12 protein-coding genes are annotated in these 18,294 nt (G+C 42.5%); 2 read left to right on the forward strand and 10 right to left on the reverse strand.

From position 1 onward, the window contains the following. Positions 1–128: 128 nt before the first annotated feature. Together AC3CID_RS09970 and AC3CID_RS09975 are read right to left on the reverse strand one after the other, a co-directional pair. On the reverse strand, positions 129–1,460 hold the full coding sequence (locus AC3CID_RS09970) for a carbohydrate porin (RefSeq protein WP_054547316.1): 1,332 nt from the start codon (positions 1,458–1,460) through the stop codon (positions 129–131). Between the two features lie 454 nt (positions 1,461–1,914). Continuing rightward, entirely contained in the window at positions 1,915–3,513 is a 1,599-nt protein-coding gene (locus tag AC3CID_RS09975) for a family 16 glycosylhydrolase (protein ID WP_488526496.1), read from the reverse strand. A gap of 548 nt (positions 3,514–4,061) precedes the next feature. Between AC3CID_RS09975 and AC3CID_RS09980 the strand changes: the two genes are divergently transcribed. Continuing rightward, on the forward strand, positions 4,062–5,057 hold the full coding sequence (locus AC3CID_RS09980; RefSeq protein ID WP_146455857.1) for a LacI family DNA-binding transcriptional regulator: 996 nt from the start codon (positions 4,062–4,064) through the stop codon (positions 5,055–5,057). 89 nt (positions 5,058–5,146) lie between these two features. Here AC3CID_RS09980 and AC3CID_RS09985 read toward each other — a convergent pair whose 3' ends face one another. The 6 genes from AC3CID_RS09985 to AC3CID_RS10010 all read right to left on the reverse strand — a co-directional run bounded on the left by AC3CID_RS09985 (position 5,147) and on the right by AC3CID_RS10010 (position 14,283). Then, positions 5,147–8,590 carry a hypothetical protein gene (locus tag AC3CID_RS09985; protein WP_488526497.1) on the reverse strand — a complete coding sequence of 1,148 codons (3,444 nt, stop codon included), beginning with the start codon at positions 8,588–8,590 and terminating at the stop codon, positions 5,147–5,149. A 77-nt stretch (positions 8,591–8,667) separates the two neighbouring features. Beyond that, positions 8,668–9,657, reverse strand: coding sequence for an ABC transporter ATP-binding protein (locus AC3CID_RS09990; RefSeq protein ID WP_054547312.1), 990 nt, complete (start codon positions 9,655–9,657; stop codon positions 8,668–8,670). 10 nt (positions 9,658–9,667) lie between these two features. Beyond that, entirely contained in the window at positions 9,668–10,621 is a 954-nt protein-coding gene (locus tag AC3CID_RS09995; protein WP_054547311.1) for an ABC transporter ATP-binding protein, read from the reverse strand. Then, on the reverse strand, positions 10,621–11,610 hold the full coding sequence (locus tag AC3CID_RS10000) for an ABC transporter permease (RefSeq protein ID WP_054547310.1): 990 nt from the start codon (positions 11,608–11,610) through the stop codon (positions 10,621–10,623). Before AC3CID_RS10000 ends, AC3CID_RS09995 begins: the two co-directional genes overlap by 1 nt. Before the next feature lie 8 nt (positions 11,611–11,618). Continuing rightward, a complete protein-coding gene (locus AC3CID_RS10005; protein ID WP_048659636.1) occupies positions 11,619–12,593 on the reverse strand; it encodes an ABC transporter permease in 975 nt (324 codons plus the stop codon). Positions 12,594–12,648: 55 nt separating this feature from the next. Beyond that, positions 12,649–14,283 (reverse strand): ABC transporter substrate-binding protein, encoded by a 1,635-nt coding sequence (locus tag AC3CID_RS10010; protein ID WP_061021763.1) that lies wholly within the window; start codon positions 14,281–14,283, stop codon positions 12,649–12,651. Between the two features lie 499 nt (positions 14,284–14,782). Here AC3CID_RS10010 and AC3CID_RS10015 point away from each other — a divergent pair, with 499 nt between their 5' ends. Continuing rightward, positions 14,783–15,562 (forward strand): ABC transporter substrate-binding protein, encoded by a 780-nt coding sequence (locus tag AC3CID_RS10015; protein WP_488526498.1) that lies wholly within the window; start codon positions 14,783–14,785, stop codon positions 15,560–15,562. Between the two features lie 140 nt (positions 15,563–15,702). On the opposite strand, the gene AC3CID_RS10020 is transcribed toward AC3CID_RS10015, so the two are convergent. Both AC3CID_RS10020 and AC3CID_RS10025 read right to left on the reverse strand, forming a co-directional pair. Next, complete coding sequence (locus AC3CID_RS10020) at positions 15,703–16,956, reverse strand: D-amino acid dehydrogenase (RefSeq protein ID WP_488526499.1); 1,254 nt, start codon at positions 16,954–16,956, stop codon at positions 15,703–15,705. Between the two features lie 232 nt (positions 16,957–17,188). Continuing rightward, positions 17,189–18,115, reverse strand: coding sequence for a LysR family transcriptional regulator (locus tag AC3CID_RS10025; protein WP_488518081.1), 927 nt, complete (start codon positions 18,113–18,115; stop codon positions 17,189–17,191). Positions 18,116–18,294: the final 179 nt, after the last annotated feature.

Below are 18,294 nucleotides of genomic sequence, written 5' to 3' on the forward strand. Positions count from 1 at the left end.
CTGCTAGGAAAGAGATCAACTATTGCAATAAATAGGGATATCGAGAACCTTACCCGCCCTAAAGGCAAGGCCGTCATACCACTCCCCCGGTATGCTCGATATCACTTAAGACCCGAAGGTAAAAAATTCTACCACCACATGTCAGCTTGAATACCTACAACAAAGTCGCCCTCTTTACCCGTGCCGTCTTGCATTTCACCATCAAGGTAAGATGCCATAAAGCGAATTTCTGGAGATGGACCGAAGCCAGAGTGCACAACTAGAGTCGGTGCTACTGTTAGCTTGTAATCATAAGAATTCTTTGACTCACCATTACGGTCTTCGTAGTTGTACATGTAACCAGCTTCGGTAGCGATAAAGAAGTTTTCTGAAATTGGGAACGTTGGTCGCACCATTGCTGATACCCAGCCGTCTGTGTCGCCATTGTCAAAATCGTTGTACTGGGTTTGAAGAGAGTGGAAAATATTCACACCATTGTCAAAAAAGTACCCACCCCATGCTAAAGCACGTAGTGATACATCGTTTTCATCAACAGCCTTCAAACAAGACGTCCCACAGCCCGTGCCTGTCGTTAACCAACTTTGATAGTCGCTACCAGGCTTGTACGTGTTGTAAGTTGTAAGAGTACCACCTAAAAGGTTACCCGAACCTAAGCCTTTACCAGCCTGCGCGATGTATTTTGTAAAGCCTTTATCTGACAACCCAAAGACAGACTCAGTGTGAACAATTGCCGTCATTTCATAGCCATTCTCAGCGAATGCTTCTGGACCATTACCAAAACCTAAATCGACCATATTGTCTGGCATATACTTAGCCATAGCGTGAAGTTCAACACTGCCAAAGTTCACGCCAGCATGAAGTGCATGCATGATATTGTTGCTGTCACCCCAGAAACTTGTATCGCCAGAATCATCGCTTGCAATGTAAGCAAAGTCCCACTTATTACCACCTAGCTCAACACCTTCAATACCAACACCAGTACCCGACATATCCGTGTAGAAAAAGTCGGTCATAAAGATGTAATTATCTTTACCATAAAAGCGCTTACCCCCCCATACAACACCGGTTTCAGATACACCTTCAAACTCGACAAAAGTTTCTGCCATACCAATTTCGCTGTTGGTTGCATCGGCATTGGCACCAAGCTGGTTGGTTGCATATTCCGCATTGTTGGCTGCAGCTCGTGTTTTGATTCGAATTTTCTGACCACCGTCATTCTCAAAATTTTTCTGCAGTGCAACTTCAAAGTGACTATCCGACTCAACACCCAATCGACCTAAACGCTCTTTAGATGCAGGGAACTTTGCACGTTTAAAATCATCATTTTCACTGAATAGAACACCAGCACGGAAATAACCGTGAAATTCAAATCCATCCGATTTTTCGGCATGTACAGCAGGTGCAGTAGACAAGCCAGCTGTAGCGACTAAACAAGCAAGGGTAAGCTTAGAAAGTTTCATAATAACTCCATGTTCTAAATTATACTTTCACAAAGAAAGCGCTTTCTTTATTTTTCTTAAAAAAACCAATCGAACAGATTTAAAGAAGATCAAATCTAAGCCCACATTTACTATGCACTCTTAATCTTATTGGCTTTAACCGCTCAGTTGGTATGGAAAGAGTATAAATCGATCCTGTGAATATAAACCGTGATCAAACCCAACAAAGAAAGCGCTTTCTTATGCGTGAGTCACAAAAACCCAAGATGTTAAGTATTTTGTTTGAACAATTATGGAACTAAGTAAAATATCACTGACCACATAATAAGAACGTATCGGTCCGTTCAATCACGCAGAATTTGCCTCGAGCACATAAACGATTTCCTCCCGCAAAAATCATCGCAAAAAAAAGGGAACATACATAGTATGCTCCCTTTCTATTCAAGCTTTGATTAAAAGTAACTAGTTAAAAGGCTTACTTTTCAAATCGAATATTGTCTAATTTAAAACTCATTTCTCCTTGAGGCTCAAACACTAAAAGATTAGTGATCACTGTAGGATCAGCTTGATTCCCACCAGCAAAACGGTTGTCTCTCTTTAAAATGTCAGCTATTGGAATACGTACCGTCTTCCATTCATTCATTACTGATAGCGGCACGGTATAGTCACTTGTTTTCGGCCAGCCACTGTCCATCTTAACCAGTAGTTCAACCCCATCAGCCATACTCTCAACTTTCAAATCAAAGACCAGTTCACCCGTTTCTTGCCAATGTGTCACATCCGTTACAGGAGAACGAAAATAGATATTTCCTGCTCCTTGACTCTTATTCACTTGTAGCACTGCTCCACGATCTGGTTCGGTCAGTTCTTGATAGTCAACAATATCCAATGGGTCATAACTTGCATAAGCCAAGCTTGCGTTAAGAGTTTCGGTAAAAATCTCCAACGTTGGTCCATCGGCATAACTATCATCGGTTGCTAAGATCTCTGGAGCTTCGTGCCCGATTACTTGTATTGCGTGTTCAGAACGACTTGCACACCCTTTTCCTTTCCAACGATCAACCTTACAACGGTAAACCTTTACTGAATCAACTAGCATTGTTTTCGGAAACAAACCTTCGTCGATTCCTTTATCATTTGCGTTTGCTGACCACGCCCCACCGACAGCCAAGTTCAATAACAAATGAAACTTTTCATCAAACGGAGCTGCTCCACTCGCATTAATGAGTTTCCCTTCTTCCGCTTCATATTGGCTGTACCAACCCTCTTGAGTTTGAGTCGCGTAATGAATATTGTCTACATACCAACGAATTTCACCTTCTTCCCACTCAATCGCGTATGTATGGAAGCCATCAGTAGGGTTCACACCATTTGGCAATATCGCGGCCTGCCCTTTATAAACATTGTCTGGCCAATTTCGTCCGTAATGTAACGTCCCATAGACTCGGCTCTCTAGATCATCATTTTTCGCTCCCGCCGCATCTGAAAGTGTGTTTAGGTTAACCGCTTCCATAATATCGATTTCGCCAGAAGCTGCCCATGAGCCATATTTATTATCGGTTGGCAGCATCCAGATTGCGGGCCATGAACCTTGTCCACCAGGTAACTTTGCTCTGATTTCATAACGGCCATATTTGTTGTCACGCTTGTCTTTGCTGCTCAATCTCGCAGAGGTATAAGGAAGAGTCTTCGTTGCTCCACCAAGCGAGCCTTCAGCATTATCAGGCCCAGTATGACTTTTCTTCAGCGCGACAATGTGTAAAAGGCCATCTTTAACAAACGCGTTATTCGGATCATCCGTATAGCACTGTTGTTCATTGTTCCCTCCTCCCCAGCAGTTCACTTCTAATGACCAATTGCGTTTATTTATTTGCTCACCGTTAAACTGGTCTTCCCACACCAATTGCCAATCAGAGCTTGAAACAACCGGTACATGGGATAGCACAATCGGCTTTTCGGTTTGAGCTAAGTCGGCACTGCCAGAAGCCGGTAGTTCTACCGTCGTACAACCGGACATCAATGCCGCGGTAGTCAAAGACGCTAATATTTTTACCTGAGTGTTGAGATGTTGCATTACAGCTCCTTGTATCACGACCTTCCAAACAGGCGACACGTAATATGGGTGCCCCATAAAGATAAAATCGATTAATGAGTGACTTACGAACATGACGCGGAGATACCATGCCCGCCTTTATGAAAATGAGTATATAAAAGTGCCTAGCGTTAAAAAGAGACCATGATCACCCAAAGAAAGCGCTTTCTTGTTTGATTTCACATTTTGTTAAAATTGATTGTAATTCGAGCAGAACCCCAATTAAATTTCATTGCGGATCGATGAATTAATTTCCTAAGAGGCCTATATTTACTGGTATCTTTTTAAAAAATATCTGTTCAATACTCAAAAAGTACGTTTTCTTTGATAATAGCACCAAAGAAAACGCTTTCTTGATATTTTATGATGTCTATGAAAATATCCGTTACCTTACTTTGTATGCTTAAGAATTAAATTAAGCGTTAAGCAGTTCAGAGTTTTCAAATATTAATCATTGGATTACTAGGCTCGTGCAAACCACAAAGGTAATATAGCTTAGTTAACTCCTAATAGAGATAAGGCCACTACCATTGATCACCATTAAAGAAGTATCTGAACTTGCTCAAGTTTCTCAATCAACCGTCTCAAGAGCATTGAATGGTCACCCTACGGTAAAAGAGGCCAATCGCGAAAAAGTATTCAAAGCGATTGAGCAGTTAGGTTACAAACCGAATGCATTTGCCCAAGCTCTAGCATCTAGCCGTTCAAATAGTATCGGCATGTTAGTCGGCTCACTTGATGGCCCTTTCTATGGCCCATTAATGCACACGGCTGAAGATACTGTTCGCCAGAGCAATATCCACTTGATCGTTACCAGTGGCCAAGAATCACGCACCAAAGAGCTAGACTCCATCCAGTTTTTGCAATCTAAACTTGTGGATGGCCTCATTGTTCACTCAGACAAGCTCAGTGATGACGAACTGATCAAAATAGCGAAAGGCAGTGAAACAATGATTGTTCTCAACCGTTTTATTCCTGAGATTTCTGATCGCTGTATTTACATTGATAATGAGCTTGGTGGCTACCTTGCAACGAAGCTCTTACTTGAAAACGGGCATAAAAAAGTCGCTTGTATCACAGGCCAGTTGAGTAAAGTTGATAGTAGAGATCGCTTTCAAGGGTATCGAAATGCATTGTTAGAGTTCGGAATCGAATACAATGCAGGGCTGTTTGTAGAGGGGCGCTTTGATCATCAAGGCAACCACGACGCTGCACGACGCTTGTTAGATCGAGACCCGGAGATCACCGCAATTTTCTGTCAAAACGATAACATTGCACTTGCGGTATATGACGTAGCAGCAGAGCGAAACCTCATTATTGGGCGAGACCTTTCGGTCGTAGGCTTCGATAACGATACTCATAGCCAGCATATTCGTCCTCGCTTATCGACGGTCGACTTTCCTGTCCATGAAATGGGAGAAGAAGCTGCAAAAGGTGTTTTATCGTTAATTAATAAACGCGACTACCCATTGAAGCACAAATTAACCCCGACATTGATTGTAAGAGAGTCCGTGGCCAAGCTTTGATTTTCGTAAATCAAACACCCTATTTTTACAATTATAAGAAAGGCTCTAAGTATTCACTTAGAGCCTTTTTATTTCACTTTAAACTAGAATTAGCGTAACTGGTGCTTTGACAATACGACAACAACTTTCTCAATGAGACCACTACGAGAAAAGAGCTGTGAAGCCATTTCACGATTTAGCGTTAACGATGCAAATACCTCACTTGATCCGTCTTTAAACTGAACTTCAATACCCTGTGTTGGCTCATCATTGAGTTGGTAAATAAATGGTACCTGACAGTAAGTAAACGCCAGTTGCCCAGCCTGAACAATAAAGCTCTGCATTTGTCCTTCAATATTTTGGCAGTCAAAAGTCGCCGCTTTTTGCAAGAACTCTTTAGGACTAAGAAGTGATGGGTTGATTACAATTGTGCCATCAACGACCTCTAGACCTAGCTCTCCAAAACGGGTAATCACTTCCTCCTTAACTTGCCCTGTCATCCCTGGCTGCTGTGCTCCAGAGTGCTTTGGCGTATGAGAATACGGATCCGTCGGAAACGCACCGTAGTTTTCCGGCGTTTTGTTGAAGCCAATACCAGCTCTCACTTTGTAATAGTAATCCGCTAATTTCAGAGTTTCCTTACTATTAGAATCCATACTCCAAGCATGCTGATAATTTTCTTGCACAGCTAGCAGCAACTTAGAAACCATATGCCAATAGATACAACCTAAACCTTCATAACCAAACATGGTGCCCGAACGCCCAGTAAAAGCTTTATGGTTGAATACACGCTCATACAAACTAGATACATGACAAAATTCATCATCACTAATTGACGGGTAATCGGCTTTAATTTCATCAATCGCAGTCTGAAGGAAACCTTTGTTTTCAAAACTTGAATTGAAATGGTAAGAACCTTTGCTGTCTTGGTTTACTAATCTGTTATCTTTGGCAACAACCATCATGCTTAACAATTTGCTCTGATCAATGTCTTTAGCGTCTAAACAGTTTTTGTCCATAAAAGAAGCCAGCTCGCGGTCAGGGTAAAGCATGAAGCTATTTTGATCAGCACGATACATATCACTGGCAAACAATTTATCCAACAACTCAACCGCTTGTTTAGGTGATAATAGACCCGAACTTAATACTGCAACCTGTCCTTCTAGCATCGGGTAAAGCTCTTCAACCATTAAGCTCTCACCAGAACAACTCAAGATGTTATACGCATTATACAAACCGTCTTCACGCAAGTTGTTTGTAATCGTAGAATCCAGGATTTTTAAGCTCGCGCCCATCAATTGAACAATCGCTTCTTTCTCAACTTTCGTTTTCCCTGAAAATCCATTTACTCGGTAAACACGCTCACGATAGTTAGCAGCAGATTTAGCCAGCTTAGTCAGCATTGCTTTGCGAGTTTGACGAGTTACCGTATCTTGACGAATCTCTGTATTTGCCTCTGAAACAATCTGTGTAACAGAAGACATCCACTCAAACACTTCTTTGGAAATACTGTATGAAGATGGTGACTTCTCTAACAAGCGCTGCATAAAGGCAACATAGCGACGCATGTAGTATAAGGTTACCATTGACAGACCGTTGCCAACGATAGCGTTGTTTGCATCATTCCATTCTGGACGTTGTGTATTGAGCCAAATACCACCATCAAGCACTAAGTTACTCAATTTCGCCAACAAAGGGACGAGTATCTTCTCCATTAAGTTGACCATATAAACTTCTTGGTCACCCGTCATCAACAAGCGACCGTCACTGCCTAAACTCTTGACACGTTGCTCTGTCAGTTCCTGCAGGTCTTGGTTGAACTCAACGGTATCTTTAGGGTTATCAAAGAGACCTTGCACTCCACAAAGCTCGTAAGGCACATTGGCATAACTAAAAATGTCACTTTCTAGTAATTCGATAAGATCGCTTTGCTCAAATTTGTCTGCCAGCTCAAGGAATTTTAATAGATAGATGATTTGATGATCGCCCCAGTAACCAATGTTACTCCAAGGATCATCCGCCTCTAACAGCTCCCAATCTACACCATCTTTAGTGATTCGATACGGATTGTAGCCGTCCACCGTTGAAGCATTAACAAACTTAGAGATGAATGATTTGATGAACCCAGGATAACTAAGAGCCATCGCTTCCCAGTTTTGGAAAATGTCACGCCAGTTGCCTTGATAAGAAAGTAAGCGTTCGCCATTTTCATCTTTGAGCTTAATCTCATAGTGGTTCCAAGGGCGACTAGGGTCACCATGACGACGTCCAAAAGTAAGCGGTAGATACTCGTAGCTCAATCGAACTAATTGAGAATCTCCTGTCGCTTTAGCGCGCGAAACTAATTCGGAATGGCTGAAAACATCCCCTAACTGTTCAAAAAAGTCTTGATGGCGGCCAACTACCTGAGAGTTGGCCTTTTCCATAGTTTTAACTACGTCAGCCTTTTCTAACATATAGCCGTTTTCAAACACGCCACCACGCATGTTATTGAACAACACATTGGCATAATGGTGAACGCTTGTATTTTCTTCAGCTGTTATTTGCCACGCATCCGCGCCAGACATCAATGTGATCAATTCATTTTGATTATCTGCAATGCTCTTTTCTAAAGCTAATACTAGGTTAGCAGGAACAGAGAGCTCAGATTGAAGCTGACAGATATCGGAATGAGTCTTGTCTATATCAGCGACAATCGACCAAACTTTGGTTTGATGTGCTCGCAGTGTCAGAGACTTATGAACTAAATAGCTTCCTCTAATCCCTTTAGTCAAAGGCTCACTTTCAATCGGTCGCCCTTTTCTAAATGCATTCACCTGAGTGCTAGTCAGTAAAATTTGGCTAGTTTCTGTTTCTAAACTAAAGACTGTCGTCGCCAGCAAAGATTCAGCAGGGTCCGCTCTATCGCTCAATTTGGCATACATGCTGAATAGTGCTAATGAACTACCATCAACTTGCTCATTCCACTTGTACGCATCAACTAATGCGCTTCTTGTTTGGAGTGCTGATAGTGGAGCGCCTGAAGGTAGTATATTTTGTAAGCCATCTAGCGCTTCAACTTTACGCTCGAAGCTCGCTAAATTGGTCAGCTTTGAACGACGAATAAAGCCGTATTTCTCGCTCGTATTCCAGCTGTATTGGAATTTCAGTTGCAAAGTATGGTTTGTTTCTTCAAATACGATCTTGTCTCCAATCGTATTTTTGTAAAGGTTACGTTCAACCTGGAAAATCCCATCATGAAACGTGTTGAACGGTTCCCAAAGTACAACCTTGTCACCGTGTTCAATGCGAAAAATGGATTTCGACCCGGTATTTTCAGCGTTTTCATGAATATGGTCGACAGACTTATAAGGGAAAAGCGCATTTTCCGGACGAATGCGTCCTGCTGAAAGGCTGCCTGTCGATGAAATAAATAACCAGTGATCGCTCGACGATACAACGCTAATAAAAAACGGCGTCATTTGGTCAACATTAGAGATTTGGTAGTAACGCTCACCATCTAAATCAACGAACTTACCATCGACTTCAGATGTGAAATTATTGTCTTTTTTCATATCAAAATTCCAAAAAAATTCTTACTCTTAAATTTTTGAAAGCGCTTTCTTTTGCGTTTCAAAAAAGGATTAAAGGTTTATAGGTGATGACAGCGAGCAAAATGCTCTTCTGCAATTTGAGTCGGTTCTGGGATCGATTGCGTGCAAAGCTTATCGGCTTTCATACAACGGCTTGCGAACGGGCAACCGACACTACTTGGCTTCCAAGAAGGGATATCGCCCTTTTTCACATTCATATCGCGCTTACCTGATTTACCGACTTCAGGTACCGCTGAAAGCAACAGCTGAGAATATGGGTGTTGTGGATTCTGCGTTACATTGTCGCTATTGCCCCACTCCACCATATGTCCAACGTACATAACTGCCGTTTTCTCAGCAAAATAACGCGCCGTCGCGATGTCATGAGTAATGTACATAAACGAAATACCATGCTTATCTTTCAAGTCAGCCATTAGGTTTAAGATGCCTAATCGAACGGACACATCAAGCATTGAGATAGGCTCGTCCGCCAATATAACTTCAGGACTCACTGCAATTGCACGTGCGATAGCCACACGTTGTCGTTGTCCACCACTCAATTCATGGGGGTACTTCTCTGCTGTCTCTTTTACTGGCGTCAACCCAACCATTTCAAGAAGTTCATAAACAAGGCTAGGAACCGCATCTTTTTCTGCTCGCTTATGAATAAGTAATGGCCGCGCAATATGGTGGTAAATCGTATGTACAGGATTCAACGAGCCAAACGGGTCTTGAAAAATCATTTGCACTTGGCGTGCATATTCAAGCTCACCATGTTTTTCAATATAGTCAGATAATGGCTCGCCCTTAAATTCAATATCCCCAGCAGTTTTATCGTAAATGCGAGTAAGAATTCGAGCACCTGTACTTTTTCCAGAACCAGATTCGCCAACAATCGCTAATGCTTCTCCTTTTCGAAGATCAAATGAAACATCATTAACCGCTCGCATCATGTTGCTTTTCACTGACTGGCCAAGTGGAAAATCTTTTACCAAGTTCTTAACTGATAAGATAACTTCGCTTTTATCAACGTTATTTAAAGTATTCATAATCTTTCGCTCAAACTAGATGACAAGATACGTGATGCCCAGTCGCAACTGTGCCTAAACGAGGTTCACTTTTGATGCACATTGAAATGCATTCGCCACATCGCTCTTGGAAGTTACACCCCTGAGGAGTGTCGAGTAGGTTGACGGGATTTCCAGGGATCCCATACAAGCGTTCTTTTGGCCCGTGAATAGTCGGGAATGAAGAGATAAGCCCTTTGGTATAAGGATGCTTGGGGTCACTAAATACCGTTTTAGCATCGCCTAACTCAATAAGGTTACCCGCGTACATCACGCCAATTCGATCAGCAATCTCACCCATCAAACTTAAGTCATGGCTAATAAATAGAATGGAGAAACCAAACTTACTCTTAAGCTCATAAAGTTCATTCAATATTTCACGTTCAACAACCACATCGAGTGCCGTCGTTGGCTCGTCCATGATGATCAGTTTAGGCTCCAACGCCAATGCAATTGCGATAACAACACGCTGGCGCATTCCCCCACTCAGTTGATGGGGAAAGCTCGACATTCTATCGCCGTGCATCCCGACCGTTTCTAATAAATCAACCGCACGCTCATGAGCTTGCTTATAAGGTGTCTTTTTATGCGCGAGAATAACGTCCGTTAACTGCTCACCAATAGTAATGACAGGGTTAAGTGAGTTCATTGCGCTTTGAAAAACAATAGAAACGTCATTCCAGCGGAAGTCACGTAACTGCTTGTTATTCATTTTTAAAACATCTTGCCCTTTGTAAAGTATCTCGCCTTCAGAGATAAGGGCCGGTGCTTTATGGAGCCTTGATATTGCAAAAGCCAATGTACTTTTACCGCAACCAGACTCACCAGCAATACCGAGCGTTTCTCCGGGCGCAATGGAAATACTTACGTCGTTTACGGCTCTCGCTACACCATTAGGAGAAACGTAATCAACACACAGATTATTAATTTCTAGTAGCTTGCTCATTATAAACCTCGGCGTTTGTCTGCTTCTTTTTTAAGTTTGTGCCACAATTTGATGTGTGGGCCCGTACGTAATTTAGGGTTGCTCACTTGGTCGATGGACATGTTAATCAGTGCTAATCCACCACCAGTAATCGCTAACGCTAATGCAGGAACCATCATTTCCCACCATGCTCCGGTATATAGCGACGAAGATGTCTGTGCCCAATACAACATTGAACCCCAACTCACTTCCGTTGCATCACCTAAACCTAAAATACCAAGACCAGCTTCAGACCCCATTGCGTAGATAACCGTGCCAAGGAAGCCACCAAAAACAATCGAAACTAAGTTAGGTAAAATCTCGACTAAAATAATACGAATTTTTGATTCACCCATAACCTCTGCAGAAATGATAAATTCTTTGCTTCTAATTGCCATGGTCTGTGCACGAATTACCCTCGCCCCCCAAGGCCAGGAGGTTATTCCTAACAACATAGTGATAACCAACGAACCGACTTGCCCTAAGAATGCAGCGAGAACAATCAGCAAGGGTAGCTGCGGAAACACGAGAAATACGTTAGTAATAAAGTTCAAGCGCTCATCAATTTTTCCGCCAAAGTAGCCAGAAGAAACGCCGACTAAAACTGCGATAGTCATTGCAATTACGCCCGCAGAAATCGCGACAGTCAGTGACTTTCTCGCCCCAAAAAGAACTTGGCTATACACGTCTCGTCCACTACGAGTTGTGCCCATAATATGTTCAGCACTTGGTGCTTCATGCGGGCGCGCAACACGCTTTTCGGGATTATGCGTTGATAAAACAGGGGCAAATAGTGCACCAGCTAAAACTATCGTAAGTAAAAAAGTACCGATGATTGCTGGTGGGTTACCGTAGAAAAAAGCATAGGCTTTACCTAATGTTTTCTTTACATTTTTCCACGACCATTTCGGCTCACGTGCCGGTATATTTGTTCGCTTCGAAATTTTTTGAGTGTCAATTAAATTATCCATGATGTGCCTCAATTCGAAATTCGTGGATCAAGCCAGACATACAGTAAGTCGGCGATAAAGTTAGCAACAAGCACTGCGGTCACTAAAATAAGAAGAATGGCTTGAATCAAAGGATAATCTCGCGCCACAATTCCCTTAAGAAGAATGTTGCCCAAGCCTTGGTAGTTAAAGACCACTTCGGTCATGATTGAGCCAGCGAATGAGAAGCCGATTGCCATAGCAATAGCGGTCGCGACAGGAAGAATGGCATTTCGACCAGCGTATCGAGACATCACACGATAGCTGCTCAAGCCTTTGGCCTCAGCCATCGTCACGTAATCCTCTCCCAAGACATTGATCATCGCATTACGCATATTGAAGACCCATGTTGCGATTCCAACCAAGACCATAGAGCCCATTGGAAGCACAGCGTGTTTAGCCACACTAGAAACAAATTCCCACGTAAAACCGGGCTCAAGTGACGGGTCATAAGTGTAAGCCAAAGGTAGTAAATCTAACTTTAGACCGAAGAAATAGAACAACAGTAACGCGGTTACGATATACGGAAAGTTGCTAATAAAAGCCAAGACTGGAGGAACAATTTGCCCAAACAGCCCTTCACGTCGATATGACGCATAAGTTCCAATACTGACACCGATGATGAGAGCGACAATGAGCGAACCAAGCGCCAGAAACATAGTCCACGGCAGTGCCATAGCAAGCACATCAGAAACACTAATAGGAAACATCAAAATAGACGGCCCCAAATCAAGCGTAAATACACTCTTCATATATGCAAAGTATTGTTCGAAAACATTACCATCAACAAAACCATACATCTCACGAACCGCATCCATCTGAGCTGGATCCATACGACCTTGAGCAGCAGCAAACAGAGCATCTACTGGGTCACCAGGCATTAAGCGAGGCAACATAAAGTTAAACGAGATAGCAATCAGAAAGGCTGTGAAATAAAAACCGAATCGACGAAACAGAAATGACATAAATATCTTTTAACCTAAGAGCCGCAACTTACGTTACGGCCAAATTAGAAATAACTTACTTAAGGTGTAGGTTGTTGAGAATGATTACTCGCTTACCACCGTCGTACCATACTGGTTGTACGTATGGGTTTTCAGCGCTAGGCCAACCGACAATGTTCTTAGTGCTGTACTGGAACCAAGTCGGGTTAGAGAACAGAGGAATAAACGGAAGATTTGTAGCCGTAAATTCTTGAAGCTCGCTCAACACTTCTTCTTGCTGTTCAGCATCACCAATTTTGCCGAAGCTATCGATCAATGCATCGATCTCTGGTGAATTAACGCCATGACCAGCATGCCAAGTTTTCCCGATACGTGATGTCGAGAAGTACTCTTGATAAGCCAAGATTGGGTTAGTCGCAACCATTGACCAGTTGATAGACATTGTGTATTTACTGTCTTTCAAGTTGCTATCATAGACAGACCAGTCAACCGTTTTGATATTCGCTTTTACACCAACCTCTTCGTAGTACTCAGATACCATCTGAACAACTTGAATCCAGTCAGTCCAACCCGCAACGACTTCAATGTCGAACTCAAATGCTTCGCCATTTTTCTTTTCACGGAATCCATCCCCGTCTTTATCGACTAGACCAACTTCGTCAAGTAAAGCTTTCGCCTTTTCAGCGTCGTACTGTGTCAGATCCGCGTATTTAGCAGATACAGCTTTGTCGATATGCGTTTCGTAAAGCTCAGCAATACCACCAGCATTGTAGTTAGGCGTTGGGTAGCCGTAAGCTGCAATATCGACGATAGTTTCACGGTCAAGTGCCATAGATAATGCTTGGCGAACGCGAAGATCATCAAAAGGCGCTTCTTTAGTATTTACGTAAAGATGAATCGCATCGTTAGCGGGGTACCAGAAATGATGGTTTTCTTTATCAACACCAACAAACGTTGACTCAACGTCAGCGATAAAGTTTGAACCCCAATCAATTTCACCTTTAATTAAGGCCGGTTGGATTTGAGAGTTATCATTGTAAGAACGGAAGTTCACACAATCTAGGTACGGGCGGTTCTCTAGGTAGTAATTAGGGTTTCGGCATAGCTCCATCTGTTGCGGCTTGATGTATTTAACCGTGGTCATTGGGCCACTACCTACTGGGTTCAAGTTGGTGAACGTTGTCAGCTCTTCAACTTTCGACCAAATATGCTTCGGTACAACGTGGTAACGCTCTAGGTTCCAAGCGAAAGTAGAATCCGCTTCCGCCAGTGAGAAGACAACCGTTCTCTCATCAGAAGCAGTAACTTCTTGCAGGTTACCCGCTGACCAAATACCTTTTTGGTCAAATGCTGGAGCGTCTTTAGTTAGCATAAAGCTAAACACAACGTCTTCTGCTGTTAGTTTAGTACCATCAGACCACTTCAGGTTTTCACGAAGCTTAAGAGTTAGTGTCTTAAGATCTTCTGAAAATTCAACTGATTCAGCTAATCGGTAATCAACATCACCCGTCATATTGTTAAATACAACTAGAGGTTCAAACATCACACCGTGAAGTAGGTCTTTAGTTGTGTACGGGTTGAAGTTTTCAACAAAGCCAGTATTGATAATTGGCACCGTTAGCGTACCGCCCTGCTTTACTTCATCTGCTTGTACAGATGCTCCAAATAAAGCTCCAATAGCGAGCGAAGCAATCAATGTCTTTTTGTGCATCACGTTGTCCTTTTTAATGATAATAACCAGAAAGAAAGCGCTTTCTTTTAACTTTAAAAAAAGGGGGTGCTTTAGTATTTACTATCGGTTACTCATTCCAAGAAACCGCTTTCTTTAGGTGGATAATAAGCTGATTCTATGATTCTTCAACTTACAATTGAATGAAACGAACCATAGATCACAAATTTAAAACAGACAGAGAGCGGATATATATAACAGTGCCATTCATCACATTAATTACCAATATGACAATAAAAACCTTATAAAACAGTAAATTAAAGAAAAACCAAAGTGACCTCATCATGAATACTGATCATCTATTTTCTTTGTCATTTATCAGCTTGTACGCTTTCTCAAATAGTCTTTTCATCACCGTTCTCCATTTTCATAATCTCCAACTATCTATGCTCCTCTCAAAAATTCAAGAAAGCGCTTTCTTGAATTTTAAACCTATGACAGCATATCAAGATTCAAATATGAGTTAGCCCTTAGGACAGATATGTTTAACTTTTGGAATGGCAATAAATCAAATAAAAGACAGCACTACGAATTCGAACTGATCCGTAGCTTATTGAATTGGAATTCAAATGAATCTGTTGTCGTTCACGGCGACAAGACCGATTTTCCGAGAGCAGAGGATGAGGGGAATATATTCAATAAGGATTATGACGTACTCGTTACAGTCGCCGGGAACAGAAAATTTGCAAACAAACCTGTAATCAAGCTCAACTCTCCAATTTGTAAAGGATTACTTGGGCACCGTATTTTAATCGTTCGGGAACAAGATCAACCTACATTTCAGCATATCCATAGTGATCAATTGAAATCACTGACGGCTGGAGTTCCGGCGACATGGGCTGACGCTGAGCTGTTTAGAGCAAATGGATATCGAGTACTAGAGCAAGGAACGTTACCAGAGGTTCTTAAACTTCTCTCAAATAAAAAATGTGATTATGTGTCACTCGGCGCCAATGAAGTAGAAAGTATATACCAAGAACACGCAAGCTTGCTGGAAGGGCTAATGATAGAAGAAAGCACCTTGCTTTATTACCCTCTTCCTTTGGTCTTTTATGTACACCCAGACAAAGTGCAATTTGCGCAATTATTGGATGATAAGCTTCAAGATTTCATATTCAGTGGTGAGTTTGATTCACTGTTTAACCAGCATTTTGGAAATGTGGTGAGCTCAACTAGACTAGAAAGCCGTAAGATCATTAACCTCACCAATCCAGAGTTGCCTGACGAGTTTGGAGCATTTCAATCTCAATTCGCCTCATAAACATAAATGGTAATGACAATAGAGCCCTAACTTGCCCTAAATCTATCGAAAAGTTACGAAAACAACACAATGACCCTCGAAACGATCTTAATCTAGGGTCATTGAGCCAGAGTAGAGGCTACATTATTAACTACGTACATTTATAGATAACGATGAATACTCAAGTCATCTGTTTTGATATCACTTGAGGAACCACTGACTACGCTTGCCAAGATCTTTCCTGAGCCACATGCCATTGTCCAACCTAGTGTTCCATGGCCCGTATTGGTAAATAGGTTCTTGATAGGCGTCTTTCCTATAATAGGCGTGCCATCTGGCGTCATTGGTCTTAGCCCAGTCCAATACTCTGCCTTTGAAAAATCACCCGCTTGTGGAAAGAGATCTTTGATCACCATATCAATCGTGGCTTTGCGTTTTTCTGGGATTAGATAGTCAAAACCAGCGAGCTCTGCCGTACCCGCAATACGAATTCGGTCATCAAAACGCGTCATCGCTACTTTGTAGGTTTCATCCATTACAGTCGAGGCCGGTGACTTATCTGCATTCACGATCGGTAGTGTTAGCGAGTACCCTTTCACTGGATAAACAGGAATAGACAGGTCAACTTGCTTCAACAAGTCTCGAGAATAGCTTCCTGAAGCGACCACGTAAGCGTCCGCTTTGAATTCACCTTGAGTCGTAGTAATACTCTCAATGTTTTGATTCTGATGATTCAAACTTACCACTTCAGTATCAAACACGAACCTAACACCGAGTTGCTTGGCTTTCTCAGTCAAGGTTAAACAGAACTGATGGCAATCACCGGTTTCATCATGTGGTAAATACAGGCCGCCAACCAGCTTATCTTTCACATCTGATAAACCTGGTTCAATGGATAGGCATTGCTCAACATCAAACAACGAGTGCTCAATTCCACTTTCTTTAAGCAGATTCATGTCTTGCTGAATGAAATCCAATTGCTTCTCGCTTCGAAACACTTGCAACGTCCCTTTCTGCCTACCTTCATAAGCCAATTGCTCACTGGTTCTTAGCTCAGTCAGACAATCACGGCTGTAGTTTGCGACTCTCAACATCCGTGATTTGTTCTGTGCGTACTTGGCTTCATTGCAGTTGGCGAGCATCTTAGACGCCCAAGAAACCAATTCAGGAGAAAGTGACGGTTTCACTTTTAATGGCGCATGTTCTTGGGTGAGCCACTTCATCGCTTTTAAAGGGATACCGGGGGCGGCCCATGGGGAGGAGTAGCCGTAAGAGATTTGGCCAGCATTCGCAAAACTGGTTTCCTTACCACTGCTATCTTGACGATCGATAACCGTCACCGAGTGACCTTCTTTCGCCAGGTACCAAGCACTGGTCAACCCAATAACACCGCTGCCAATTACAATAACTTCCATTCTCTTCCCCTAATACCTGACAAAGCTAAACCTGTCGAACACAGCTGTCAGTCTAAAACTCGTTTCGTTAATGCTTTGTAACTTATTCCGCATATGTTGACTTAACAATAGAGATAGCGTTGACAAAAACTCAATTCTACTTAAAAACGAATTCGGCAGTTTGGAACTGTGACATTTGCGGTATTTGGGAGCTTGGGAGCTTGGGAGGGATCGTTACATAAATCTACTATGCCTAGATATTGTAAGCGTCATGACTCAAGAAAGTGGCGTTTTCAAGTAAGAAATCTAACAAGGTTTCGGCCTGTAGCGTGAGTGCGCGGCCTTTCAAAGATTGAACCTTAACGGTTGCCTTCGATAAGATATCCAACTCGGTCGCAACCACTTCAATCTGTCCGGACTTTATCTCATCGATCACGGTGAGTTTGGGCATAAAGGTTACACCCAAACCTGCTGAAACAAAGTTAGTCAGTGCGGTCACCGAGTTAGTTTGAAGCTTTGGCTGCAAGGTAAGATGGGAAATTTGTTCGGCCTGCTTTACCAGCCTCCCCATGCCGGTCGAATTATCAATCAAGGCGAGAGAGGCGTCTTGAATATCTTGCATTACCACAGGCGATTCTTTCATCGTAAGGAAGTGTCCTTTCGGAGCAATCAATTCCAGCGGATGGCTACGTTCAACGTGGGAGTGCAGTTTAGGATGTGGAGCAGAAGCATAGGTTATCGCAAAATCTATCTGTTGATCTTCCAACATCTTGACCGCGTCCAATGCCCCAGCAATCTCAATAGAAAGGTTGATATCAGGATAACGAGTCATGAAGGTTTGCATCGGCTTTGACACCAAGTTGGTAATGAACCCTTCACCGATGGCAATGCTGACATTGCCTCCTTTGAGGTTTTTAAGCTTGGTTAGTCGAGCAAGTACTGCGGCCTCTCCACGAACAATGGAACGGTAGTAATTCAGCAGTTCATTACCCGCTTCGGTTAACAGTGATTGGCGGTTATTGCGCTCCCATACTTTCATTTCCGCTTGCGCTTCTAACTGTGTCAGCATTCTACTCATCGCGGCAGGGTCAACGTTCATCATCTTAGATGCCTTACGTAACGACCCGTATTTCGATAAAGCATTAAGGTATTCCAGCGCGCGGATATTAAAGTGGTGCATTCAACTTCCTTGTGATTCAACTGACACTGATTCAAGCGTCTCATAAAGTTGCTACGAACATGTATCCCAATTTATCAAGATCGCGTTTGCACTTACTAACTTGTGCACCGAGTCACTTCAAGCCTGCACATCAACCGTTGATACACGTTGTACCGTTTGTTCTAGACACAACACTAATT

The organism is Vibrio sp. QJM3NY_21 (assembly GCF_057785975.1).

Excerpts from the sequence above, each read along its gene's own strand:
- AC3CID_RS09970 (WP_054547316.1), bottom strand. The coding sequence starts at position 1,460 with ATGAAACTTTCTAAGCTTACCCTTGCTTGTTTAGTCGCTACAGCTGGC.
- AC3CID_RS09975 (WP_488526496.1), bottom strand. The coding sequence starts at position 3,513 with ATGCAACATCTCAACACTCAGGTAAAAATATTAGCGTCTTTGACTACC.
- AC3CID_RS09985 (WP_488526497.1), bottom strand. The coding sequence starts at position 8,590 with ATGAAAAAAGACAATAATTTCACATCTGAAGTCGATGGTAAGTTCGTT.
- AC3CID_RS09990 (WP_054547312.1), bottom strand. The coding sequence starts at position 9,657 with ATGAATACTTTAAATAACGTTGATAAAAGCGAAGTTATCTTATCAGTT.
- AC3CID_RS09995 (WP_054547311.1), bottom strand. The coding sequence starts at position 10,621 with ATGAGCAAGCTACTAGAAATTAATAATCTGTGTGTTGATTACGTTTCT.
- AC3CID_RS10000 (WP_054547310.1), bottom strand. The coding sequence starts at position 11,610 with ATGGATAATTTAATTGACACTCAAAAAATTTCGAAGCGAACAAATATA.
- AC3CID_RS10005 (WP_048659636.1), bottom strand. The coding sequence starts at position 12,593 with ATGTCATTTCTGTTTCGTCGATTCGGTTTTTATTTCACAGCCTTTCTG.
- AC3CID_RS10010 (WP_061021763.1), bottom strand. The coding sequence starts at position 14,283 with ATGCACAAAAAGACATTGATTGCTTCGCTCGCTATTGGAGCTTTATTT.
- AC3CID_RS10015 (WP_488526498.1), top strand. The coding sequence starts at position 14,783 with ATGTTTAACTTTTGGAATGGCAATAAATCAAATAAAAGACAGCACTAC.
- AC3CID_RS10020 (WP_488526499.1), bottom strand. The coding sequence starts at position 16,956 with ATGGAAGTTATTGTAATTGGCAGCGGTGTTATTGGGTTGACCAGTGCT.
- AC3CID_RS10025 (WP_488518081.1), bottom strand. The coding sequence starts at position 18,115 with ATGCACCACTTTAATATCCGCGCGCTGGAATACCTTAATGCTTTATCG.